The organism is Acidobacteriota bacterium, assembly GCA_016716905.1.
Lineage (GTDB): Bacteria > Acidobacteriota > Vicinamibacteria > Vicinamibacterales > SCN-69-37 > SYFT01.
In genome coordinates this window covers 1,106,561-1,129,582 of the sequence record JADJUS010000022.1, presented here as the reverse complement: position 1 = coordinate 1,129,582, position 23,022 = coordinate 1,106,561, and the positions used below count along the sequence as shown (strand labels likewise).

Here is a 23,022-nt window from a genome sequence, read left to right as displayed (position 1 = left end):
TGTGGACTATAACCCGCCTCCGCCGCAAAACGGCTCCGGCGGGCAGGCACGTTATCGATTTGCGAGAGTTGGTACCTGCTTCGCGTCGATGATCCGTTCGTCTGCCGTCACCAGGGTCAGATTCAGAACACGGGACGTGGCCACCAGCAGAAGATCAGCGGGGTCGCGATGCGGCAGGCGAACGTCAGCCACCGCTGCGGCCACGTCGTGCGACAGCAGTGCTTCACGCAGACTGCCCCTGGCTTGTGGCAGCCACGCCTCGAAGTGGCCTTCAATCCGGATTCTCTTTTTCTCCACCAACTGCACCACTTCCCACGTGCTGATGGGCGAGAGCCACAGCTCATTGGCAGGCTTCGCGAGGGCTCGCCGCACTTGAGGCGTGAGCCGGTCTGGGGCAGAGAGGCTCCAGAGCCAGATATGCGTATCGAGCAGCAGCCTCAATCCCGCATCGCTTCCCAATCGTCCGGGTCCGTCACAGGCCCGACGATGTCGCCGAGAATCGTGACCGTGCCAGCCATGCTGCCAAGCCAGCTCTTGGGCTGTGCGGCAGGCTGCGGCGGCCCGATTTGCGCCACCGGCACGCCATGGCGCGTGATCAGGATAGGCGCGCGCGTCTTGCGCACGCGCTCCACCACTGACAGGCAGGTCGCCTTGAACTTGGAGATCGCCATCTCTTCCACGATTGTGAGTATAGACATGGTCACACCATATAGTCAAAAACCTATTAATCAACCGTTTGTGTACATCAAAATGATCACGCCACTCCACGATTCCTCCTTTTAGTCCCTTTTCACGTACAGCCGTTCGACATCCTGATTCAGGCGATCCGTCAGTCGAGTTCTGACCGAATTACCCAGACCCGGATCCGCCAATCTGGCCGCAATGGAAGCGATGCGCAGCTGGACGCGTGTGGCCTCCCAACGCGGCACCGGCAGCTGTTCCACAAGGCTGGTCGTGACGTGGCCGCCCATGAGCAGCCGCACCACGCGGTTGAGCACGGCCGAGTTGAAGACTCCGCACAAAAAATGTTGCTGTTCGATCGGTAGTTCGTTGCGCAGGCAAAACAGCGTGTGTGTGGTGACCACGCCGGCCGGCATCACCGCCGCGATCAACGTGAACTGATTGCCTACGCCCGACACGTCCCGATACGCGAGTCGCGGCCGGGTGAAGCGCCGCTCGGACAGGCGTCGCTCGGCCGTCTGCGCCCGGATGAAACGCTCGCACTGCTCGACGTTCACCACAAACGGAGCGATGTGTTTTCCATCGGCCACCGGCAGGCCGCCGGACCCGGCCTTTGTGCTGAAGGCGTCGCGGTCGTCGGTGGCATTCAGTTCCCGGCTGAATCGTGCCTGCCAACCATCAGCACCGCCAATCGCTGGATGCGCACGCATCACCTCCAGCAGCCACACCATGCCGTCGTCATCACGAAGGTCGGGAATGCGCCTGGAAGGTCCACCAACTTCGGCCACTGCCTCGGCGGACAGTTGAATGGGCAACGGGTCTTCAGCGGCTGCGGTCATCTCCTGAATGGTCTCGGCTGTAGTCACACCAAAGCGCGCGTGGATATCGCGGCGCGGCCCTCCGGGAGCCGCCACCACCACAGCGAACCTCAGTCCCCGGTGAATTGGAAACAGCCCCCGCGCGTTGTCGAATCCGACGATGGTGTCGAGGGCGGCGGCGTCAACAAGCGCCGACCGTAGCCCGCTCGCCCCGTCGTCTACCGCGAAGCCCCAGGGGACGACCAGGCCCACGCGGCCTCCTGGCCTGACCAGCGACAGGCTTCGCTCGACGAAGGGTTGGTACAGGTTGAGATGCCCGCGCCGGCAGAGGGGAAACAGTCCCGACTCGCGGACGAACGTCACGAGCGGATCGCGTACGGCAGACCTGCGACCTGACGAACTGTCGCGCCGCACCATTTCCCAGGGCGGGTTGCCAATCACCGCGTCGAATCCGCCTGTCGGCCGCAGCACTCCGCCGGAGTCATAGAACACTTCCGGGAATTCAAGAGGCCAGTGGAAGAACTGTTGGGCAGCCGACGTGGCAGTGGCAATGCTCGCAAGGCGACCAACTTCGGTGCTGGCCAGATCACCAGACCCGCGCACGAGCGCGTCTCCTCCGGCGCGAATCTCGGCCGGGGACGGACGACGGGTGCCAGCGGGCCAGAACCATTGCGCGCACCAGAGGCTCACAGCCAGCCGCCAGCGCGAGAGTGGGTGCGAGTCGTCGCGTAGTTCCGCCCACGTGGCTTCCTTGCGCCGGACGTCCTGCACTGAGTCGTCGGCCTGAGTGCCGAGATCGGCGAGCGTGGGCACCACTCGTCGCAACATCACTTCGAGGCGCGAACTACCGGAATCAAACAGCGGGAGTTCGTGCGTGCTTGCGCCGGGAGACCGCAGAAGGTCCGCAGGCGACGCGCCGACCAGGCTGTTGCCGGTGCGGAGTCGATGGTCCAGGAAGCTGAGGGGCCGCGCGTGCGCCAGAGTGGCCAGCCAGAGCGAAAGACGCGCGACCTGCACCGCCACTGGATTGGCATCCACGCCAAACAGGCACTGCTGCGCGATGCGTCGTCGAAACGCGGCGCGATCGGAGTCAGTGACATCCGACTGCGCGCAGCGGCCATCGCGGACGAGCGCACGTTCGTAGGCCGCGCCCATGTACCGGAGCGCCGCGACGAGGAACGCGCCGGAGCCCATCGCCGGGTCCACCACACGAAGTTCGAGCAGCCGGTCGGCGGATGCTTCTTCGACCAACGGCGCGAGGGTGCGTTGTACGACGAAGTCCGCCAGCACCTGTGGCGTGTAGAACGTGCCGGTGTCTTTGCGCTTCGCGGAGTGGCGCCTGGCGGATGGCCTGTGAACCTGAGCCCCCGGAGTGGCCTCAACGTCCAGCACCCGTTCGTAGACGGCACCGAGTTCTTCGACGCCAAGATCAGCGTAGGAGATGGCCACGCGACCCGCTGGTTCACGGCGCGTGCCGAGGGAAACAAGTGCCCGACTGACGGCGAGATCTCGCGCGTCGCTGTCGCGTGTGCGGCGTCCGCCACCGCGCGTGGACTCCAGCGTCGGCGCTGCCTGCGAGGAAAAGAGATGACCGTTGAAGGGGAACACCTGCAACGTGTCCACCTGGCCGCCCTGCCGGGACAGGCGGCTGATGGCCGCCAGGCCGTCCCACAGGCCGCGAGCCGGCGTGGCGCGTAGGGCCTCGCTGCATAGCGACGAGAGCGTGTAGGTGTCGCGATAGACCGGATGGTGACGAGGCACGAGATCGCGCGACTCGGCGAACATCAGGAAGAGGATACGGTAGACGAGCGTGAGCGCTTCGCCCGTGGGTGTGGCGCGTGTGGCTCGCGTCAACACTTGTGTGAGTTCTGCGAGCGCGTCGATCACGCCCTGCTGCAGATCCACGCGCACTCTCGCCGCGTCTGTGCGGGCGGCATCGAGCCAATGGTCGAGCGCGCCGGTGTCGAATGCCGCAGAGCCGGCGAGCATGAGGAAGATTCCGAGTGAGCCAGGGTCGGCCGCAGCGGGAAACGTGAAGTCGAGACTGCGCCTTGTGACGTTGCCCGAGGCAGGCACGATGGAGAGCGTGGGTGGCGCGAAGACGCAGCACCAGTTGGCGCCGGCATCCCGAGCGGCGCTTGTGGCCTCACGAAACAAGGCGGGCGGGCGATCGGCCCACGGCCTCACGAGTAACGCGATCGTCTGGCCACCGGGCGTCAGGAGCGTCGCCGTGGCGCCCCCAGGCGCGAACCGTGGATTACGCGCGCGGAATCCGAGGCGGCCGAACAGGGGCATGGCCGCCGTGTCGAAAAGCGTTCGCACGCCTGTGGCAGGGCCACAGGCGTGCGAGACGTCGCGCCACCAGCGCGCCCATTGCGCCTGGACGCGCTGGTCGCTCGTGGCGATCGGCGCGATGCGCTCGGCCAGGAACCGCGCCGGCAGCAACCAGCCGCCGACGCCCGGCATTGTCACCGGCGCGCCTCCAGGATCAGCAGCGCACGCGCGGGCCCGACGAGGACGACGTCCTCGTCGGGCCCGTACGCTGCGGCGCTGTCGCCAGGCGCGGCTGCTGTCAGCGCGCGCGCGTCAAACAGTCCCGGCTGCTGTGGTGCAGCCGGGACGTCCTCCGCGAGCGCGGCCGCGAGCCGGCGCCGGCGGCGCCGCGCGCGGGCGCTGAGCGCCCGCGCACGGCGCACCAGCGCCGGGTTCGGCCCATCCGCGCCGGTCGCCAACCCCAGGTGCCGCTCCACCACATCGCCCGCGCCGCTCACCAGCGGGATTTCGACGATGGTGATGGCGGGCGCGAGTGGCGCGGCGCCCGGCGCGGCAATCACGCGCCGCATCAATGCGAGCGGCACCACGGCGCGCGGCACGGCCGCCGGGTCCGGGCCGCGCCAGTGGGCGGCCAGCGCCCGCTGGCGCGTGAACCAGCGCGCGAGACTGACCGCCGCGCGCGTCCAGCGCGTGCATGAGGGCAGCGGCGCGGCGGCACAGAGGTGCTGCCGCGCCGCCACCCGCGCCCGGAGCGCGTTGTCTGCCTCATGGCGGACGCCGAGCATCGTCACGTGCACGGACCGCGATTGACCGATGCGGTCAACGCGGCCCACCCGCTGCTCCAGTCGCATGGGTGTCCACGGCACGTCCACGTTGACCACCCATCGCGCGCGGTGTTGCAGGTTGAGACCCTGACTCGCCACGTCAGTCGCCAGCAAGGTGTTGGCGCGACCCTCCAGGAATTCGCGCAGGGCATGGCGCTGCGCGGTGCCTGACAAGCCGCCGTGCAAGACCACCAGGTGCCGCAGGTCGGTCAATGCGCACCGGCCACCGCCTGCAACGTGTCGCGGTATTCAGTGAAGACGACCGCGGGTTCGTCCGACCGTCGCAGGAGATCGCGCAAGCGCGTCAATTTCGGGTCGCCACGCCCAGAGGCCATGGCGCGCGCGGACACACCCTGAAGCCGCAACAGCCATGTGCGCTCTTGCGCGGCCGACAGGCCTGCGTCGCCGGCGAGCACCGCCCACTCGTCGCCGGGAACGAGGTCCGTGCCGAAGAACTCGAGCTGCACCCAGTCGGAGCCGGCCGCTCCCGCTTCGGCGCTGGTGACCAACGCGAGGCGTCGCTCAAGGGAGGCATGAAACGCAGCCAGCGATGACAGCGCGCGCTTTCGGAACACGCCACAAATCAGGCGCAGACCTTCGCACGGTGATGACGGCTGCGCGGTGCGTTCAAACGCATCGATGGCATCAAGGACCTGCGACAGGCCCGGTCCGGCGTTGACATCCACACGCCGTGTGCGACGAGACGGTCGCGCGCCGGCGCGGCGGAAGATCACGAGTGCGTCGGCCTTCGCACCAGTGGCGCCCAGATCGATCAAGCGGCGGAACCGCGTGTCATCGCCGTCGTGCGGCGTGGCGGTGAGCAAAATGACGCGCCGGGCCGAACGTGCGATCGTGTCGATCGCCCAGCGGCGCTGTGAGTCGCCGGCCATGGCGTGGGCCTCGTCAATCACCACCGCGTCAAATCCGCGGCGCGGCAGGGTCTCGAGAATGTGTGGCTGTTTCAGGTAATCAGGCGAGACCAGCCACACGCCTGCACTTTCCCAGGGATTGCTCAGGTATGGGCGGTCGGCCCGAAGCCGAGCGAACGACGCGGCGTCTGCCGCAAACACGGGCACACCGAAGCGCGTCTCCAACTCGTCTGCCCACTGCGCCATGAGCGGCGGCGGCACCAGCACAAGCACTCGCGCGTCTGCCTCGCGCCGCAGCGTTTCGGCCACGATGAGCGCAGCCTGCACGGTTTTCCCCAGGCCCACGCCATCCGCGATGAGCACTCGCCGTGCGCCCGCGAGCACTGCCAGCGCGGGCTCAAGTTGATACGCGAAGAGGGTGGTGCGCGCGTGGACGATTGATGTGGGCGTGGACGCGGCGCACGCGCGGGCCGAACACGCCGCAAGCCAGGCGAGCGCACGCTGGCGTGAGACGCCCCGAGTGCGCCCCGGCTGGTCGCTGGTCCACGGCTCGACGGGCAGCAGGAAGGTCCGCGGACGCGTAGCGCGCCCATCGTCCACCACCACACGCGTCAGGCCGGCTCCCGTGTGGGTGGCCTGGACGCGCCAGCGCTGTTGTCGGATCCAGATCAGATCGCCTTGTACAGGCAGGCCTCGCACCTTCTGCCACTCCCCGAGGCGCTCGACATTGCAGAATTTGCCACTTTGACCCGTTGGCACGGGCTACGTGGCGCCTGCGCGCCTCTAGGAAAGCAAGGGAAGGGCCACTTCTTGGAGGGCGTGGCTTAGAGCCGCGCCAATAGGCTACGGGTGCGTGGCCACCACTGTGGTGGTGATGCCGCCGCGCGCGGTGAACGCGCCGGTCACGGTCATACGCCTGGGCTGGCAGGCCTGCACCAGGTCGTCCAGGATCTTGTTGGTGGCCGCCTCGTAGAAGATGCCCTGGTTGCGATAGTCGAGCAGGTAGTACTTCAGGGCCTTGAGTTCCAGGCAGGTCTGGTCCGGTATGTACTGGATGCGGATCTCGCCAAAGTCGGGCAGGCCCGTCTTCGGGCACATGGAGGTGAACTCCGGGCACCGGATGTCGATATCGTAGTCGCGGTCGGGGCGGGGGTTCGGGAATGTGTCGAGCGGTGCGGCCATGCTGATATTGTAGATGGCAGGACGTGGGACCCGGGACGTGGCGAGTCAGGATTGACACTGACCGGGGGGGCGGGGCTACGATACCGGCCGCCACACGCGAGCACGCAACCGAATTGACGGACGATTCAGGAATGGAGACACCGATGGCAGACGCCAGGCGCATGGGGAAGATGGAGTTGTTCGCTCACTTCGCTGACAAGTTCGACTTGAAGCGCACTGTGGTGCGAGACCTTTTTGACGAGTTGCTGGTGTTGTCCGAGAAGGAACTCAAGCGGACAGGCGAGTTTTCGGTTCCCGGCATGTGCAAGCTGGTCGTGCAGCATCGCCTGGCGCGAGACGGGCGCAACCCGGCCACCGGTGAGACGATCAAGATTCCGGCCAAGACCGTGGTCAAGGCCCGAATCGCCAAGCAGCTGAAGGACGCCGTCCTTCCGCGCAAGTAGGCTTCGCACTCGCTCGCACGGCCGCCGCTTCCGGCCGACAAGTTTGACACCCGTGGTCTGGCGTCACGCTGGCCCACGGGTGTCTTTTTTTGTTAACGTGACAGCTGTGGTACACGAATACGACGTAGTGGTCATTGGCGCGGGCACGGGCGGGTATGTGGCCGCCATTCGCGCATCGCAGCTGGGCCTCAAGACCGCCGTGGTCGAGCGTCAGCCCACCCTGGGCGGCACTTGCCTCAACTGGGGCTGCATTCCAACAAAGGCCTTACTCGAAAACGCCCACGCCCTGAAGATTGCGCAGGACGCGAAGGAGTGGGGCATCGTGCTGGGCGACGTGAAACCCTCCATCGATATGGCTCGCGTGAACGCGCGCCGCATCAAGGTGGTCACGGGTCTCACCAAGGGCATTGAGTTTCTCTTCAAGAAAAACAAAATCGACTGGATCAAAGGCAGTGCGCGGCTGGCCGGTGGCGGTCAGGTCAACGTCACCTCGCCAGAAGCCGCCCCGCAAACTCTGCACGCCAAAGAGATCATCGTCGCCACCGGGTCGTACGCGCGCAGCGTTCCCGGGATCGACATTGATCACAACCACATCATCACGAGCGATCACGCGATTGCACTGAACGAAGTGCCTGCCTCCCTGGCCATCATGGGGAGCGGCGCGGTGGGCGTGGAGTTTGCGTCGATTTACCGTCGGTTCGGGAGCGCCGTCACCGTGATCGAATTGCTGCCGCGATTGGTGCCCAACGAAGACGAAGCCGTGTCGGCGGAGCTTGAGAAGGCGTTCAAGAAACGCGGTATCGCCGTGAAGACGGCGACCAAGGTGACCGGCGCGATGGTCAAAGACGGCAACGTGACCATCGACATGCAGGGCGCCGACGGCAAGACAGAGACGATCACGGTGTCGAAGCTGCTGGTGGCCACGGGCCGTGGTCCAGTGACCGATGGCCTGGGCGCCGAAGAGCTGGGCCTTGAGATGGAACGCGGCTACATCAAGGTTGATTCACTGTTCCGCACGAACGTGCCGGGCATTTCGGCGGTGGGTGATGTCATCACGATGGGCAATGGCGCCCATCCCCAGTTGGCGCACCTGTCGTCGGCGGAGGGCATCCTGCTGGCCGAGCGCCTGGCGGGCATGGAGGTGAAGCCCCTCAACTACGATCAGGTGCCCGGCTGCACCTACTGCGATCCCGAGATCGGCAGCATCGGCCTGACCGAGCAGGAAGCCATCGCGCGCGGGTTCGATGTGCGCGTCGGCGTCTTCCCCTTCGGCGTGCTTGGGCGCGCGAAGATTGCGAACGAGACCGAAGGCTTCGTGAAGATCGTGGCCGAGAAGAAATACGACGAGATCCTGGGTGTGCACATGATTGGCCCACGGGCCACCGAACTGGTGGCCGAAGCCGGAGTGGCGCTGCGGCTTGAGTGCACGGTGGAAGAACTTATCCGCACCATTCACGCGCATCCCACCATGTCCGAAGCGGTGGGCGAGGCCGCACACGCGGTCCACGGAGCGGCGATACATTCGTAGTCGGGGTCCTGGGGTCCCGGAGTCCCAGGGTCTCCGGTGAACGTAGCGCGGCCTGGCAGTGAATTGAAACGTAGCTCGGCCTGTTCCTCAAGGCCGAGATCAAGGGGAAGAGAATGGCAACTGAAGTAGTAATGCCCCAGATGGGCGAATCGATTGCGGAAGGCACCATCGTCCGCTGGATCAAGAAGGTCGGCGACGCGATCGATCGCGATGAGCCGCTGTTTGAGATCTCCACCGACAAGGTGGATGCCGAGATTCCGTCGCCCGGCGCCGGCGTGCTGCTCGAGATCATGGTCAAGGAAGGCGAGACCGTGCCGGTCAACAGCGTCGTGGCGCGGATTGGCGCGGCAGGCGAGAAGGCCGCAGCGGCGCCTGCGCCGGTAGCCGCAGCCGTCGCCCCGAACGGCGCCAGCGCGCCAGCCGCAGTTGCGGCCGCAGCACCTGTGGCCGCGGCGCCCGCGGCGGTGGTTGCGCCCGTCGAGTACGCGAACGAACTCGAAGCCCGTCTGCGTACGAAGTCGTCGCCCGTTGTGCGGAACATCGCGAAAGAACACGGCATCGACATCCGGCAGCTCAATGGTTCCGGCATTTCGGGCCGTGTGACGAAGAAGGACATCCTCGACTTCGTCGAGAGTGGAGCGGCCACGATGGCCGCACCCGCAGTTGTGGACGTTGCGCCAGTGACGGCAAAGGCAGCGCCGACGTCGATGCCGGCCGCTCAGGCACAGGCTCCGGCAGCGAAGTCTCCGTTCGCCCCTGGGGAGAACGTGCGCATCGAACCGATGGGCATCATGCGCAAGAAGATCGGCGAGCACATGGTGTCGAGCCTTCGCACGTCGCCACACGTGTACTCGGCGTACGAGGTGGACTTCGGCCGCATCGACGAGATTCGCCTGAAGAAGAAGGCCGAATACGAAGCGGCCGGGGCGAAGTTGACCTACACGGCCTTCATCGCCAAGGCCACGGTAGACACCATCCGGCAGTTCCCGTTCTCCAATGCGTCGATCGATGGCGAGAACATCATCTACAAGCGCGACATCAACCTCGGTATTGCCGTGGCGCTCGATCAGGGACTGATCGTGCCGGTGATCAAGAACGCCGACGAACGGAACATGCTCGGCATTTGCCGCGCGATCCAGGACCTGTCAGGCCGCGCGCGCACCAAGCAACTGAAGGCAGACGAGGTGCAGGGCGGCACATTCACGATCACCAACCCGGGCATCTTCGGTGCGGTGTTCGGCTTGCCGATCATCAGCCAGCCCCAGGTGGCCATTCTCGGAGTGGGCAGTGTGGACAAGCGCGTCGTCGTAATCGACGACATGATCGCCATTCGCCCGATGTGTTACTTGACGCTGGGCTACGACCACCGCCTGATTGATGGCGCAGACGCCGGCCGTTTCCTGCAGGCGCTCAAAGAGCGGCTTCAGAACTTCGACGAGGGATGGGTCTAGGGTCCAGAGGTCCAGGGTCCAGGGTCTAGGGTCCGGGGTCCAACGTAGCTCGGCCTGCTCCTCAAGGCCGAGAATTGCGCTGCGCCAATTGCCAATGACTGACATCTCCGTCCGCCGCCTCGGCCGTGTCGACTACCAGGCCGGCCTCGATCTGCAGGCGGTGTTGGTTGAAGACCGGCGCGCGGGGCGCATCGGCGACACGTTGCTGCTGCTCGAACATCCGCCCGTGATTACCCTCGGCGTGAAGACGCGCCTTGGTCCCAAGCACATCGTTGCGTCAGATGAGGAACTCAGGCGTCAGGGCGTGACGGTTCACGAGACAGGCCGCGGCGGAGACGTGACGTATCACGGCCCCGGGCAGCTCGTCGGGTATCCCATCTTCGACCTGAAACCCGATCGGTGCGACGTGCACAAGTACGTGCGCGATCTGGAAGAAGTGTTGATCCTCGCGCTTCGAGAGTTCAGCATCGAGGGTGTACGCGTGAAAGGCCTGTCCGGAGTGTGGGTGGGGCCTGAGGGACAGGAGCGGAAGATCGCCGCCATCGGCGTTCGAATCAGCCGCTGGATTACGAGTCACGGTTTTGCGCTCAACGTGGCCACCGACCTGCGCCACTTTCAGCTCATCGTTCCCTGCGGCATCGCGGATCGTGGCGTGACGTCGGTGGAAACGGAACTGGGCCGTCTCGTGCCAATGCCCGAGATCGAGGACGCGATAACGCGGGCGTTCGACGTCGCCTTTACCCGCGCGTCAACGCGTTCATGAACTCCACGCGCTCCTGGGGACTGAACGAGGGGCTGTGATGTGCCAGCACACGGCCGTTGCCCAGCGATACGGGGAGCAGGGCAGCGCCGCTGCGGACACCAAACTCCTGGTCAACGATCGTCACCGCCGGAATCTGTGCGCGGGTGCCAGAGAGGAGGCCCTCCACAACGGGCGCGGTCGCTGCGGCAATCGCGTAGGGACCCGTCGGCCACAGGCCTCTGACCTGCTGTGAAATCGCCACCAGCCGATGAGCAGGCACACGGTCGGTGATGAGGGTGCCGCCGATGGTGGCGCTGGACCACGCGATGACAAACGCGGGCGGACGTCCGGCCACAACAAGGGACACGTCCGCGCCGGACCCGTTTACTTCGAGGGCCACCAGTGCGCGCGCGGCACCCGCAAGCGCGGCGGCCGCCGTGCCAATGATGCGGTCGGCGGGCACGCCAAGTTCCCGAGCAACTGCTTCCATCAGCCATGTCTGTTTGGGGCCGGCGAACACAAACGGCGCCGTCGCGCCGGCGTTCACAAGCTGGCGCACCAGCGCCAGCCCGCGATCACCTTCCCATTCACCAGATTCATGGCTGTCGGTGATGACGATGATGCTGGCACCGGCGGCGGCAAGCACGTCGCCCTCACCAGAGACACGAGTGTCGTAGCCCTCAACCGGGCCGGATTGCCTGATGTCGAGCGCCTTGCCGGCAGCCACGGAAGCCGCAGCATCGATCAGGCAGATATCCCGCACGCGAGCGCGGCGCGCAAGTGTCTGCGCAATACTCGCGCCGATCGGTCCGGCTCCGAGGATGGCAACAGTCGGCATCGCGCCTCTATTCTAGCCGCCAGCAGCACCCCAGCACCCCAGCACCCCAGCACCCAGCACAAAGCACAGGAGCACCCGCTAGAATAGCCGCGTGCTGGAACACTCAACCACATGGCTCGCCATAGCGTTCTTTGTGGCGGCGGTGCTCTATTCGTCAGTCGGCCATGCCGGCGCGTCCGGCTATCTGGCGGCGATGGCGTTCGTCGGGATGGCGACGCCGATGATGCGGCCCACAGCCCTGGTGCTTAATCTGCTTGTTGCGTCTATCGCGACGATTCGGTTCTCCCGCGCGGGATTCTTCTCGTGGCAATTGTTCTGGCCGTTCGCCCTCGGCTCGATCCCGCTGGCCTACATTGGTGGCGCCATCACATTGCCGGGCCACTGGTACCGCACTCTGGTGGGACTCGTGCTTTGGACCGCCGCGCTGCGCTTGTGGCTGGATATCCGCCTGGTCGCAACCCATGCGCCACCGAAGGTGGTGGCGGTATTGTCCGGATCGGCTATCGGCCTGCTCGCCGGGCTGACGGGCACCGGCGGAGGAATTTTCCTGAGTCCACTCCTGCTGTTCATGGGCTGGGCGCAAATCCGTGAGACGGGCGGCGTCTCGGCGGCTTTCATTCTGGTGAACTCCGTTGCGGGACTCGCGGGCAATCCGGCGAGTCTGGGCAACCTGCCTCCACAGTTGCCGCTTTGGGGCTGTGCAGCGTTTGTCGGCGGGCTGATTGGGGCGGAACTCGGCAGCCGCCGGATCGGCACGCCCGCGTTCCGGCGGTTGCTCGGGCTTGTACTGCTCATCGCAGGTGCGAAACTGGTGTTTTCATGATCACATATCGCGTTGGCAACAACATTCCCGTAGGCGTCGTGAAAGCGTTGTATGAAGCATCCACGCTTGGTGCACGGCGGCCGATTGATGATCCCGGTACCCTTGAAGCGATGATGCAGAACGCCAACCTTGTGGTGACGGCGTGGGACGGCGATGCACTCGTCGGCATCTCCCGCACGTTGACCGACTTCGTCTACGTCGGCTATCTGTCGGACCTCGCGGTGCACGAACGGTGGCAGCGCCAGGGCATCGGCATCGGCCTCATCGAAAGGACGCGCGCCGCCATGGGGCCGAAGTCGAAGTTGATCCTGCTCGCGGCTCCAGCCGCCGTTGACTACTACCCGCGCATCGGCTTCACGCACCATCCGCAGGCGTGGATCCTCGCGGCAACAGACCCCTTTCCCACGAGCGCCTCGTCGTGACCTGTGCCATCACCGACTACCCGGAACCACAGACCCTTGAAACCCTGTCGCGACAACTGCCGCACATTCAGCAGTCACCCAAGATCGAGGGCACGCTTGCGTTGATCGTCCGGCGGCCCCAGGTTGACGCGCGCGAAGTGCTTCCTGAAGGTGAGCTGAATCTGGCGGAGGGACTGGCCGGCGACACGTGGAACAGGCGGAGCAGTTCACGCACGCCCGACGGGTCGCCGCACCCGGACATGCAGCTCAACCTGATGAATGTCCGCGTGATCGAAGCGATCGCCGGAAGGATCAAGCGGTGGCCACTCGCCGGCGATCAACTCTTCGTTGATCTCGATTTGAGCCAGGCTAACGTGCCGCCGGGCACCCGCCTGTCGATCGGCAATGCGACCATAGAGATCACCCCGCAGCCCCACAGGGGGTGCGATAAGTTCGCCGCGCGCTTCGGCGTTGACGCGCTGAAGTTCGTCAACTCGCCTGAGGGCCGGCTCCTGGGCCTGCGCGGCGTGAACGCGAAGGTGATTCGGCCTGGACGAGTTCGAACCGGCGACGTTGTTCGTAAATTGAATCCGCTCTAGCGCGTCGGTTGAGTCCGCCACCCGGTTGCGGGCTCCCAGGCCCGGATGTGGCGCGGGCCGTTGCGATCGGGGCACTGCTCGCGCGTGTGATCGAGCCGGCCTTGTTCCTCAAGCGTCCGATGCACGGCCCAATATTGGTCGTTGAATTTCGCGCTGAGCAGATCCAGCGACCGTGAGAATTCGTAGATGGCGCCGATCGCGCCGTGAATCCCATCGTCAGGCGCCTCGGTCTCCGCCGTGCTGACAATGATCCGGTCCGGCGTGAGTTCCACCACAGCCCGGTTGAAGCGGGATTTTGTGGCGAGGTTCACTTCAGTCCGCGGCATGACGGCCATGCGCAGCGCAGCCACCGGACCGCAGCTCTCGCAATGTGACGGGGTGCCGGGCGGCTCGGGGCCCTGACCATCGAGTTTGGACGGGTCGAGGAGGGCCACCATGCCGCCTTCGTGCGGATTCGAATAGCCGCCGACCAGCAGTCGATCGGACCCGAGCCAGCGGACAATTTCTATCCAGCCGGCGTGGACGAATGTGCCCCGCCGGTTCCAATTCTCATCGAGCACCGTCACCAGCCCTGGGTCCCAGGTCCAATGGTGGCCTGCAACAGCAATCCGGCGCGAATTAGCGGTGCTGTCAATCGAATAACTCGTGATCACCCAGGGCGCGCCGTAACTGCGACCCTGGACGCGTACCTCATCATCGAAGGAAAACAATCGCCTGACGCGGCCGTTCACCGCGTCCAGCCAGGTCAGGAGCCCGCCTTTGCCCGTGTCGTCGCCAGTCTTGGCCATCGACGTGGCGATAAACACGGCAGGGTCGCCGTCCGAAGCCACGCGAAGCGGTTCGTCCCTGTCGAGCAGGACGCTCATCTCGCTCGGCGGAAACGCATGGTGCCATCGCTCCCGTCCATCGCGATCGAGGGCCGTGACGCCGCCAGGCGATGTCTTGAATCGCAGATCGCGCACATCCATCGCGCGTGTGCCGACGCCCCATGGCGCGCTAATCGCAGCGATGATCAGCGCGGCACCGGCCACCAGGCTACGCCACCCCACGCTCGCCGCTCCGGCCCGTTCGGGCGGCATCGGCCCTGCGGTGACCGGCGACAGGGGAGGGCTCGCCGCGTCCGGCACAACGAGCATGGACGAGGTCTTGAGCCACTCGTCGATCTCATCGGTAAAGGCGAAGACCGAATGTCCCCGGCCGGAGCCACTGACCCGCCGCACCGGCAGGCCGAGGGATTTTTCCCAGCGGCGAACGGTCGCGATGTCGCGATCCAGGTACGCCGCAACGGCCTTCCAGGAATCCAGCCGCCTTTCCGCGGATTCAGCACCCATGGTTGGCCCATCTTCTCCGAAAAGAGCGCTAATGCGCACATTTGCTTGTTGAGCTCGTCCGGGCCGCTGAGCGACGCTGCACCCTCGGTAACGCAGTCAAGAGGAGGTTTCATGAGGATGTCGACAAAATGGTCGTTTCTGGTCAGTGCCTGGGTTCTAGCGGCCAGTTGCGGCGGCAATTCTTCCGGTTCCACGCCGACGACACCCACCCCGGTTACGACCACCTTCCAGGGCACGATTGCCGGCGCGAACAACCAGACCGGAACCTTGACGGTCACAGTGCAGGCGCAGGTCGCGGCTGTGTCTGCACGGTTCTTCCGGTGGCCATTTGTCGCCACGCTCCACGCGCAATCGAGCGTCTCGGCGACGGGCAGCTTCCGCCCCGCCGGAGGCGCCACAACACAACTGACCGGCACTTACGACACAACGACGCGCGCGATCAGCCTGAGCGGTGGCGGTTATACGTTCACCGGCGCGGCGGCCGGTGCGACCATCGGCGGTAGTTATACCGGCCCGGGCGGTGCGGCGGGCGCGTTCTCAAGCCGCAGCACTGCCGGCGGCACGGTGACGGTGTATTGCGGCAACGTGTTCGGCGCCCCGCCGGACACCGGTGTCGTCACCGGCGTGTTCAACCTTGCCGTGTCCGACCAGTCCGGCGCCGTGTCCGGTGCGTTCATCATCAGCGCCGATGATCCTGATACCGTCGGAATACTCGCGGGGCAGGTGACAGGCACGGCGGTCTCCCTGACAGGTACCGCGACGGCCGGAAAGTCCGTTGGGGCAACCGTGAGTGTCACCGGCACGATTCAGGGCGGCGCGTTCAGTGGAAGCAGCAACACCGGGAACCCCGCTTCCGGGAGTACAAGCCGATGCCAGTGAACAAATTCTTCGCGCGGTGTTTGCTACTCGCGTGCCTTGTGTCCGTGAGCTGCCGCGGCGGCGAGGGCTCCAGCCCCACGTCGCCGACCGGCCCCGGCGGCACCAGCCCGACCGCCGGCGTGTGGACGGGGACGTTGACGCGGCCGGGGAGCCTGGGAACCCTTTCGCTACGGTGGGACGTGACGACCAGCGCCGGCGGGCTCACGGGGGCCGATGACCCTGACCAATGGCGCAGCGACTGTCACGGTCACCGCCCGTGGCGCCACTTCCGGGAACGATGGGCAGGGCTATGCCGTTTTCGTGTCGTTCAACCAGAACGCCGGCGAGGCCCCAGCCACCGGTTGCTCAGTGCGAGGGAATTCCACGGGCGCCATGGCAGGCGAACCGTTTCCAGCGCCGCACGCGCATCACGATTCCCACCTTCAACATCTCGTGCTCGGGGTGCAGAGGCGGGTTGGTTGACACGGGCTATTCCAGCCCGCTGTCGAACTTCCTTCAGGAGACCGTGCGCCTGGAGCTCTCGAAGTAACTGCGCTGGCACACCGGCATCAGGCACGCCAGCGCCAACACCACAGCGAACGCGCCGGCCTGGGTCGTTGGCGTTACCATCAGATCATGCGATGCCCCTCGATGATGCGGGCCGGCGCCGCTGCAGTCCTGGTGGCGCTGGCGGCGTGTGACTCCCCGTCCGCCCCCGACACGCCGGAGCCGCTCCTCCTGACGGGCATCACGCAACCCGGATTCAGCGGCTACGATACGCCGCGTCGCCTCGTCATCCGGACACAGGCGGACTGGGAGGCGGCGTGGGCCACGATCTGGCTGCGCACCATCTATGTGCCTGCACTCCCCGTGGTGGACTTCACCAGTGACGTCGTCCTCATCGCGGCGGCCGGTCAGAAGCCGGCTCTGCACTTCATCGCCATCGAGGCGGCTGTTGCCACACGCGATGCCGCCACGGTGACGGTGCGCTCGTACTCGCCGCTGGCCGGTTGCGTGACCACCCCGGTCATCACCACTCCCGCCGACGTGGTCAAGATGCCGCGGCGCGACCGCATCAGTTTCGTCGAAGAAGCCGTCGTACGGCCCTGCTAGTACGTTTTCGCCTTCCGTGCGGTGTCGGATGTAGGGCGTACCTTCAGGGCGCCTGGCCCGGATGCGGTCAGCGGGCGTCAAACACCTGGCGTTCGCAGTGCAGGCGCGTCACCACGTGGCGATGATTGAACATCTGGCGCAACCCGACCTTGACCGTCCAGCCAAAGAGCGCGTTCACCACGCCGCCTCCCGGCAGCGCGAACGTCACGCGATCGGTCAGCCGGCACCGTCCTCCCTCCTCCATGAACTCGTGGCGATGGACCCACGAGGTGAAGGGGCCGGTCACCAGCTCATCCACGAAGAGCCGGTCCTGTTCGAACGCGGTGTGGTGCGCCGTCCAGGTCATCGGGCCGATCTTGATGACCACACGCGCACCGGTTCGGATTCCTCCGCTGCGACTGATGACCCGCACCGGCGGAAACGCGGGAGAAAGCAGGGGCAGCGCGTCCTCCCGCTCATGAAAGGCGAACACCGCTGACACAGGTGCGTCGATCAGGCTGCTCTTCACAAAGGTCGGCACACCTGCCATGGTAGACCTATGCACACTGCAATCGTGACCGGCGGAACCAAGGGCATCGGATACGGCATCGCAGAAGCGTTGCTCAAGGCGGGCGGCAAAGTGATGATCACTGGCCGGGATGCCGCAAGCGTGGCCGCCGCCGTGGAGAAGTTGGGAGCCGGCGCGGGTGACAGCAGTCGCGTGATCGGCCGGGCGGTGGATGTGCGTGATCGCGCGGCGGTTGACGCGATGGTTGCTGAAGCCGTCAGCAGGTTCGGGTCACTGAACACGCTCATCAATAACGCCGGCGTCGGCCTCTTCACCGCAGTGGAGCAGACGACCGACGATGACTGGGCGCGTGTTATTGAGACGAACCTGACGGGGGTGTTTTACTGTTCCAGAGCCGCGATCCCCGCGTTGAGGCAAGCCCGCGGCGGATGGATCATCAACATTGCGAGCCTCGCCGGCCGCAACTACTTCGCGAATGCGTCGGCGTACTGCGCCTCGAAAGCCGGCCTGGTGGCGTTCAGTGAGGCGCTGATGCTCGAGGTCAGGAACGACAACATTCGCGTGAGCGTGGTGATGCCTGGCTCGGTGGCCACCGACTTCTCAGGTCCGTCGGGGAAACACGAAGACGAGTCGTGGAAACTCACACCTGCCGATATTGCCGAGGTGGTGATGGACCTGCTGCGCCATCCCTCGCGCAGTCTGCCCAGCAAGGTCGAGATTCGCCCGGCCAGGACCCAATAGGGGGACGGGTCTGTTTTCCACAGAAACGCTGGAAATGGGGACAGGCCTCGTCGTAAGGCACCCCGAGGCCTGTCCCCATTTCGCGCGTTTCTGTGGAAAACAGACCCGTCCCCCTAGCGATGGGAAGGTTGTGGGGCGAGCGCCCAGATGACTGCGGGCACCCAGAGGCCCAGGCCGACGAGGGCGGCCAGCAACCGGGGATCGACGTGCCACAGGTCGAGCGCCACGGCCGTCGAGTAGGCCACCGCCGACTGCACCAGGGCCATCACGATGAGTTCAGCCGAGAAGACGCGGCCGCGAAACTGATCGGGCACCCGCATCTGCAGCAGGACGTTGCTCGCCACCCATAACATCGACCCGAACACATGCGCGGCGATCACTACTGCCGCAGCGAACCAGATCGTCGGCACAATCGCCAGCGCTGTGTAACAGGCGCCCGCCACGAAATAGGCGGGAGCAATCAGGCGGACCAGATTGCCCTTCCTCGCCGCAATGAGACTGATGATGAGCGAGCCGGCAAACGCGCCAATGCCTCGCGCAGCGAAAAGAATGCCGATGCCCGCGTCGCTCGAGTCGCCGATGCGAAAGATCCGGTCGCCGAACACCGTGAGAAGCAGGAGTGCGCCACCGACAATGGCCCATCCGCCCTTGATCAGCGCGATTCGTGCCACGTCGCTATGCCGCCGCATGTAGGAGAGGCCATCCAGAACTCCTTGAAGGCCCATCGCTGCGCGCTGAGCCGCGTCCCTCGCGGGCACACGCATGCGCCACAGGAACACGGCCGATGTGAAAAATGACAGCGCATTGATGACAAATGCCGCGTCGCGGCCCAGTACCACCGTGACGCCGCCGCCGAGCGACGCGCCGATCGCCAGCATCGCCGACCACGTACCCGTCGAGATGGCGTTGGCGGCTACGAGCTGCTCGCGCGGCACGATCGACGGCACGGTGGCCGAGCGCGCCGGCTCGAAGAAACCCGAACACGCCACCATCACGCCCGTCACGACATACGCGAGCCACACAGTGTCGGAAGACCGGACCAGGATCAGGCCGAGCACGGCCGCTCCTCTGATGATGTCGGCGGCAATCATGATCCGGCGCCGATCGAAGCGGTCCACGATCACCCCGGACACGGGCCCGACAATCGCGACCGGCAGCAGCTGCATCACCATCATGCCGGCCACGGCCGTAGCCGATCCCGTCAGTTCAAACAGCAGTGCGTAGAGGGCGACAACGTTGAACCAGTCGCCGAGTTGGCTGACGATTTGTCCGAACCACAGCAGGCGGAAATTGCGATTCTCTCGAATGAGAGCGATCAGCGCGCGCATGGTGGCCGCCGGCGCATGCTAAAGAATCCGCCTGAGCACGGCTTCATCCACGTTCCGGCCCGTCAGCATGACGCCGACGGGACCGGCGCCGAGGTCGAGGCCGCCCTGCAGCAGCGCCGCAACCGCCGTGGCTCCCGCGCCTTCAGACACCAGCCGCTCGCGGTAGATCAGGCTTCGCATCGCCGTCTCGATCGACGACTCGGCAACGAGCGCCACGGCATCCACCAGATCGCGCACAAGATCAAACGTCTGGCTTGCCGGCTCAAGGTTGCCTGCAAGGCCGTCGGCCAGAGTGGGTTCCACTGTGACCGTCGTGATCTCACCGGTCGCGAGCGCCGCAGTGAAAACGGGCGACCTCTCGGCCTCGGCGCCGATCACCCGAACGTCGCTGCTGTGACCGCGTGCGACGAGCGCAGCCCCCGCCAGCAGGCCTCCGCCGCCAAGCGGCACAACGATGGCCGTAAGCGCTGGTTCATCCTCAAGCATTTCAAGTGCGACGGTGCCCGCACCCGCGATCACATCAGGGTGGTTGTAGGGCGAAATGTAGGGTGCACCGCTCCCGGCCGCGTCCGCGCGAGCCCCCGCCTCGGCCTCGTCATAATTAGCGGCCTCCACTAACTCGGCGCCTTGTGCCAGCAGAGCCGTGCGCTTGGCATCCGGTGCACTGACGGAGAGATGCACGCGGAGGCGCAACCCAAAGTGCCGCGCCGCAATGGCCATTGCCGTGCCATGATTGCCCGCCGACGCAGTCACGACCGTTGTGACATCCGGTCGCTCGGAGTGAAGCACCTGCAGTGCGTTGAGCGCGCCACGAATCTTGAACGACGCGCCCGGCTGAACAGATTCGATCTTGAGCCACACGTCCGCCTTCGCCCGCTCCGACAGCCACGCCGACTTGAGCATCGGCGTTCGGCAGACGCGGCCCGCCCGCTCATGCGGATGCCCGCCAGGCGCCGAGCCGCCGCCTCGACATCGGCTCGTGTGGGAACGCGGACTCCGGGATAATGGGACATCGGTCATCGATTATGCATGTGTGGACAACCTCGGCGCCCCCCTTCTACAAAAACGGCTACGTTGTGGCCTGCGAACGCACCCGCCAGGCCATCGTCATCGACCCTGGCGACGACGTGGCAGAGCAGCTGGCGGTGGTGAAGCGGGAGGCGGTGTCGGTCACGATGATTTTGCTCACGCATGCGCATCTTGACCACGTCACCGGCGTCGGTGCCGCGAAGACCGCGCTGGGCGTGCCGGTGTGGTTGCACAGCGACGACCTGTTCCTCTATGAGCGGGCGGCCGAGCAGGGACGGATGTTCGGGTTGCATGTGAACCCACAGCCCAAACCTGACCGCTTTTACGTGGAAGGCGAATCGCTGGCCTTTGGCGACTACGTGGTGGACATCAGACACACCCGCGGCACTGCCCGGGAGGTGTGTGCCTGGCGATTAGCAAGGCCGGCCAGGACGGCCGGGAGCTGTTTGTGGGCGACACGCTGTTTGCGGGGTCGATCGGCCGGACGGACCTGCCCGGCGGTGATTTGGACACGCTGCTCGCGTCAATCCGCAGCGAGCTTTTCATTTATCCAGACACGACGCTCGTGCACTCGGGCCACGGCCCCGACACGACGATTGGGGAGGAACGGCGCCACAATCCGTTTCTGCAATAGGGGGACGGGTGTCGATCTGTGGAAAACTCCGCAGGCAAAAACGACCTCTGAGGTCGTTTATTTTTTCAGAGGGGGAAAATAAACGACCTCAGAGGTCGTTTTCGGGCGCGAGTTTTCCACAGATCGACACCCGTCCCCTTATCAGCCCTCTGTCACCGTAAATGACACGCGGCCGACACCGAGGACGTCGTCGGGGCGGAGGACGGCGCGGGCCGTCGGAGTGCCGTTGACGGATGTGCCGTTGGTGCTGCCGAGGTCTTCCATCACCAGTTGTCCGGACGCGTCGGCCGTGAGGCGGCAGTGCACCCGGGAAACGAGTGGCGCCTCGAACACAAAGTCTGCGTGGGCGCCTCGGCCGATCGTGCGCGCGGTGCCAGGGGTGAGCCGCAGCAGTCGCGGCGTTTCGTCGTTACTTTGGAGAATCCAGCCAGCCATGGCGCTAGAGTGTAGAACGAAACTTGGAATCTAGCGCTTTACTGGCAGGACCTCTTTCAGCCACGAGATCAGCGCGTCGGTGATTTCCGGCGACACGGTTCTGACCGGTAACGACGAATATTCCTCAACTTCGCCCGTTCGGGCGGGCACCAGAAGGGGATTCACACCCGGCACCACCACCTTGCGAGCGACGGCCGAGGACCTGCGCGCCGGGCGTTTGCCAGCGCCTCAAGTTTGTCTGCCTGATCGGGCGGCACCTGCGTGTCGAGCGAGCCCCTGCAGCAGCAGGATCGGCTGATTGGTCCGTCGCACCACCTGGGCGGGATCAAACAGCAGCCAACTCCGGAACCACGCCGTGTCTGACTGTCGTCGAAGTTCCGGCGGCACCGATTGCCAGCCCGTGCCGGAAATGACAGCGTCCATGATCTTGTTCTGCAGCGCGATCTTCTCTTGTTTCGCACTTTCAGGTTCCTGCAGTTTGTCCAGCGCACGGCGCTGCTGCATGAGTGTGATCTCGCGCCCGGTTTGTCCCGGCGCCGCAAGCAACCCCAGCGCGCGAACCTGTCCGCGCATCTGACTGCCCACCAGCAGCGCCACGCTTCCGCCTTCTGAGTGTCCGACCACCGCCACCCGATCGGTATCCACGTCCTTGCGCTTGCGAACCCAGTTGACCACTCCGCGCAGGTCCTCGGCATACGCTTCGATCGAGGTGCTCTCAATACGACCGCCGCTCTGGCCCACGCCGCGTTTGTCGTAACGCACCACGAAGAACCCGGCATCCGACAATCGCCCCGCCCCTGGCCGAGGATGGGAATGCCGAACACGGTTTCGTCGCGGTCCTGCGGGCCGGAACCCGACACGAGAATCACGACTGGCGGTTTGGCGACGCCTTCGGGTTTCGTAAACGACGCCGCCAGGCTGAAGCCGTTGGCGGGGATGAACGCCGCTTCGTCGCGCGGATGGCTGAACGAATCAAGCCGCGACATCACACCCGACAGGTCGTCACGCACCACGGCCAGCGAGGCCACAGGAATGGCCAATCTGGCCAGCCGTCCGCGTGAGTCCACCCAGACTTCCACCTGCAGTGCGCCGCCTGGATTCTGGAACGACACGTCGAACTGCCGCAGTTCGTATTTCGTGGTCGACGTCTCCATCCGGCGCTGCGTGATCTTCGTCACCGTGGCCTGCACCTCGGCCTGGGGCGCTACATAAATCGGAAAGGTCGAACCCGGTTGCGCCGTGTGCAACCGCAGCGCCAGCACTTCGTAGGCGCCGTAGAAGTTGTTTGGCAGCGCAATCGTGTCCGACGACACCTTGTGTGAGAGCCGCGCCTGTTTGCCCGCCTGCACCACGTCCGACGTGGCCGTTCCGCCGCTGAATGACGTATTCAGCAACAGGCCCTGGCCGCGCATCTGGCCCGAGACTTCAAGCGACTGCGTCTGCCAGTCGGCGCCGTAGCGCGCCACGAACTTGTCAAAGCTGAATTCAAGAGGCGGTCCGGTGCGCCCCGTGGCGGTCACCACCCAGCCGCCTGAAGGCCGCGTGACCGTGACTTCCTCCGAGCCGATGCGC

Annotated in this window: 25 protein-coding genes; 12 read left to right on the top strand and 13 right to left on the bottom strand. The window is 65.4% G+C overall.

The genetic code is table 11. From position 1 onward, the window contains the following. Positions 1-51 precede the first annotated feature (51 nt). The 6 genes from IPL75_21060 to queF form a co-directional block, all read right to left on the bottom strand. Complete coding sequence (locus IPL75_21060) at positions 52-441, bottom strand: type II toxin-antitoxin system VapC family toxin (GenBank protein MBK9242686.1); 390 nt, start codon at positions 439-441, stop codon at positions 52-54. Further along, on the bottom strand, positions 438-698 hold the full coding sequence (locus tag IPL75_21055) for a type II toxin-antitoxin system Phd/YefM family antitoxin (protein MBK9242685.1): 261 nt from the start codon (positions 696-698) through the stop codon (positions 438-440). The genes IPL75_21060 and IPL75_21055 overlap by 4 nt, the downstream gene beginning before the upstream one ends. An 81-nt stretch (positions 699-779) precedes the next feature. Then, positions 780-3,971 carry an N-6 DNA methylase gene (locus IPL75_21050; GenBank protein MBK9242684.1) on the bottom strand — a complete coding sequence of 1,064 codons (3,192 nt, stop codon included), beginning with the start codon at positions 3,969-3,971 and terminating at the stop codon, positions 780-782. After that, a complete protein-coding gene (locus IPL75_21045) occupies positions 3,968-4,810 on the bottom strand; it encodes an SWF/SNF helicase family protein (GenBank protein ID MBK9242683.1) in 843 nt (280 codons plus the stop codon). Before IPL75_21045 ends, IPL75_21050 begins: the two co-directional genes overlap by 4 nt. Next, positions 4,807-6,165, bottom strand: a complete 1,359-nt coding sequence (locus IPL75_21040) for a DEAD/DEAH box helicase family protein (GenBank protein ID MBK9242682.1) — start codon at positions 6,163-6,165, stop codon at positions 4,807-4,809. Before IPL75_21040 ends, IPL75_21045 begins: the two co-directional genes overlap by 4 nt. A gap of 144 nt (positions 6,166-6,309) precedes the next feature. After that, positions 6,310-6,648 carry an NADPH-dependent 7-cyano-7-deazaguanine reductase QueF gene (gene queF / locus IPL75_21035; GenBank protein ID MBK9242681.1) on the bottom strand — a complete coding sequence of 113 codons (339 nt, stop codon included), beginning with the start codon at positions 6,646-6,648 and terminating at the stop codon, positions 6,310-6,312. Positions 6,649-6,791: 143 nt separating this feature from the next. Here queF and IPL75_21030 point away from each other — a divergent pair, with 143 nt between their 5' ends. The 4 genes from IPL75_21030 to lipB all read left to right on the top strand — a co-directional run bounded on the left by IPL75_21030 (position 6,792) and on the right by lipB (position 10,833). Then, positions 6,792-7,091 (top strand): HU family DNA-binding protein, encoded by a 300-nt coding sequence (locus IPL75_21030; GenBank protein MBK9242680.1) that lies wholly within the window; start codon positions 6,792-6,794, stop codon positions 7,089-7,091. A 97-nt stretch (positions 7,092-7,188) separates the two neighbouring features. Continuing rightward, the gene (lpdA, locus tag IPL75_21025) at positions 7,189-8,619 is read left to right on the top strand and encodes a dihydrolipoyl dehydrogenase (GenBank protein ID MBK9242679.1); all 1,431 of its coding nucleotides are present in this window, start codon (positions 7,189-7,191) and stop codon (positions 8,617-8,619) included. Between the two features lie 113 nt (positions 8,620-8,732). Then, a complete protein-coding gene (locus IPL75_21020; GenBank protein MBK9242678.1) occupies positions 8,733-10,070 on the top strand; it encodes a 2-oxo acid dehydrogenase subunit E2 in 1,338 nt (445 codons plus the stop codon). A 94-nt stretch (positions 10,071-10,164) separates the two neighbouring features. Continuing rightward, positions 10,165-10,833 (top strand): lipoyl(octanoyl) transferase LipB, encoded by a 669-nt coding sequence (gene lipB / locus IPL75_21015; GenBank protein MBK9242677.1) that lies wholly within the window; start codon positions 10,165-10,167, stop codon positions 10,831-10,833. Here lipB and IPL75_21010 read toward each other — a convergent pair. Next, a complete protein-coding gene (locus IPL75_21010; protein MBK9242676.1) occupies positions 10,808-11,650 on the bottom strand; it encodes a hypothetical protein in 843 nt (280 codons plus the stop codon). The two genes, lipB and IPL75_21010, sit on opposite strands and share 26 nt — an antisense overlap. Before the next feature lie 94 nt (positions 11,651-11,744). On the opposite strand from IPL75_21010, the gene IPL75_21005 reads away from it, so the two are divergent. From IPL75_21005 to IPL75_20995, 3 genes are read left to right on the top strand one after another with little or no spacing between them, the layout of a single operon-like run. Further along, entirely contained in the window at positions 11,745-12,473 is a 729-nt protein-coding gene (locus IPL75_21005; protein MBK9242675.1) for a sulfite exporter TauE/SafE family protein, read from the top strand. Next, the gene (locus IPL75_21000; GenBank protein ID MBK9242674.1) at positions 12,470-12,895 is read left to right on the top strand and encodes a GNAT family N-acetyltransferase; all 426 of its coding nucleotides are present in this window, start codon (positions 12,470-12,472) and stop codon (positions 12,893-12,895) included. Before IPL75_21005 ends, IPL75_21000 begins: the two co-directional genes overlap by 4 nt. 8 nt (positions 12,896-12,903) lie before the next feature. Further along, positions 12,904-13,473 carry an MOSC domain-containing protein gene (locus IPL75_20995; protein ID MBK9242673.1) on the top strand — a complete coding sequence of 190 codons (570 nt, stop codon included), beginning with the start codon at positions 12,904-12,906 and terminating at the stop codon, positions 13,471-13,473. Here IPL75_20995 and IPL75_20990 read toward each other — a convergent pair. Beyond that, positions 13,470-14,804 carry a hypothetical protein gene (locus IPL75_20990; GenBank protein MBK9242672.1) on the bottom strand — a complete coding sequence of 445 codons (1,335 nt, stop codon included), beginning with the start codon at positions 14,802-14,804 and terminating at the stop codon, positions 13,470-13,472. The two genes, IPL75_20995 and IPL75_20990, sit on opposite strands and share 4 nt — an antisense overlap. A 111-nt stretch (positions 14,805-14,915) precedes the next feature. Between IPL75_20990 and IPL75_20985 the strand changes: the two genes are divergently transcribed. Beyond that, positions 14,916-15,683: a hypothetical protein gene (locus tag IPL75_20985; GenBank protein ID MBK9242671.1), complete on the top strand. Its 768-nt coding sequence runs from the start codon at positions 14,916-14,918 to the stop codon at positions 15,681-15,683. A gap of 615 nt (positions 15,684-16,298) precedes the next feature. Continuing rightward, positions 16,299-16,775: a protease complex subunit PrcB family protein gene (locus tag IPL75_20980; protein MBK9242670.1), complete on the top strand. Its 477-nt coding sequence runs from the start codon at positions 16,299-16,301 to the stop codon at positions 16,773-16,775. A 67-nt stretch (positions 16,776-16,842) separates the two neighbouring features. Here the strand turns inward: IPL75_20980 and IPL75_20975 are convergent, their stop codons facing one another. Then, positions 16,843-17,304, bottom strand: coding sequence for an SRPBCC family protein (locus IPL75_20975; protein MBK9242669.1), 462 nt, complete (start codon positions 17,302-17,304; stop codon positions 16,843-16,845). A 9-nt stretch (positions 17,305-17,313) separates the two neighbouring features. On the opposite strand from IPL75_20975, the gene IPL75_20970 reads away from it, so the two are divergent. Further along, positions 17,314-18,024: an SDR family oxidoreductase gene (locus tag IPL75_20970; protein MBK9242668.1), complete on the top strand. Its 711-nt coding sequence runs from the start codon at positions 17,314-17,316 to the stop codon at positions 18,022-18,024. A 113-nt stretch (positions 18,025-18,137) separates the two neighbouring features. Here the strand turns inward: IPL75_20970 and IPL75_20965 are convergent, their stop codons facing one another. Beyond that, positions 18,138-19,352 (bottom strand): MFS transporter, encoded by a 1,215-nt coding sequence (locus tag IPL75_20965; GenBank protein ID MBK9242667.1) that lies wholly within the window; start codon positions 19,350-19,352, stop codon positions 18,138-18,140. A gap of 18 nt (positions 19,353-19,370) precedes the next feature. Continuing rightward, the gene (locus IPL75_20960; protein MBK9242666.1) at positions 19,371-20,372 is read right to left on the bottom strand and encodes a pyridoxal-phosphate dependent enzyme; all 1,002 of its coding nucleotides are present in this window, start codon (positions 20,370-20,372) and stop codon (positions 19,371-19,373) included. 11 nt (positions 20,373-20,383) lie between these two features. Between IPL75_20960 and IPL75_20955 the strand changes: the two genes are divergently transcribed. Further along, positions 20,384-21,097 (top strand): MBL fold metallo-hydrolase, encoded by a 714-nt coding sequence (locus IPL75_20955; protein MBK9242665.1) that lies wholly within the window; start codon positions 20,384-20,386, stop codon positions 21,095-21,097. 59 nt (positions 21,098-21,156) lie between these two features. Here the strand turns inward: IPL75_20955 and IPL75_20950 are convergent, their stop codons facing one another. Beyond that, entirely contained in the window at positions 21,157-21,450 is a 294-nt protein-coding gene (locus tag IPL75_20950) for an FHA domain-containing protein (GenBank protein ID MBK9242664.1), read from the bottom strand. A gap of 228 nt (positions 21,451-21,678) precedes the next feature. Beyond that, positions 21,679-22,215 carry an alpha/beta fold hydrolase gene (locus tag IPL75_20945; GenBank protein MBK9242663.1) on the bottom strand — a complete coding sequence of 179 codons (537 nt, stop codon included), beginning with the start codon at positions 22,213-22,215 and terminating at the stop codon, positions 21,679-21,681. Between the two features lie 48 nt (positions 22,216-22,263). Between IPL75_20945 and IPL75_20940 the strand changes: the two genes are divergently transcribed. Continuing rightward, entirely contained in the window at positions 22,264-22,662 is a 399-nt protein-coding gene (locus IPL75_20940; protein ID MBK9242662.1) for a hypothetical protein, read from the top strand. Positions 22,663-23,022 lie beyond the last annotated feature (360 nt).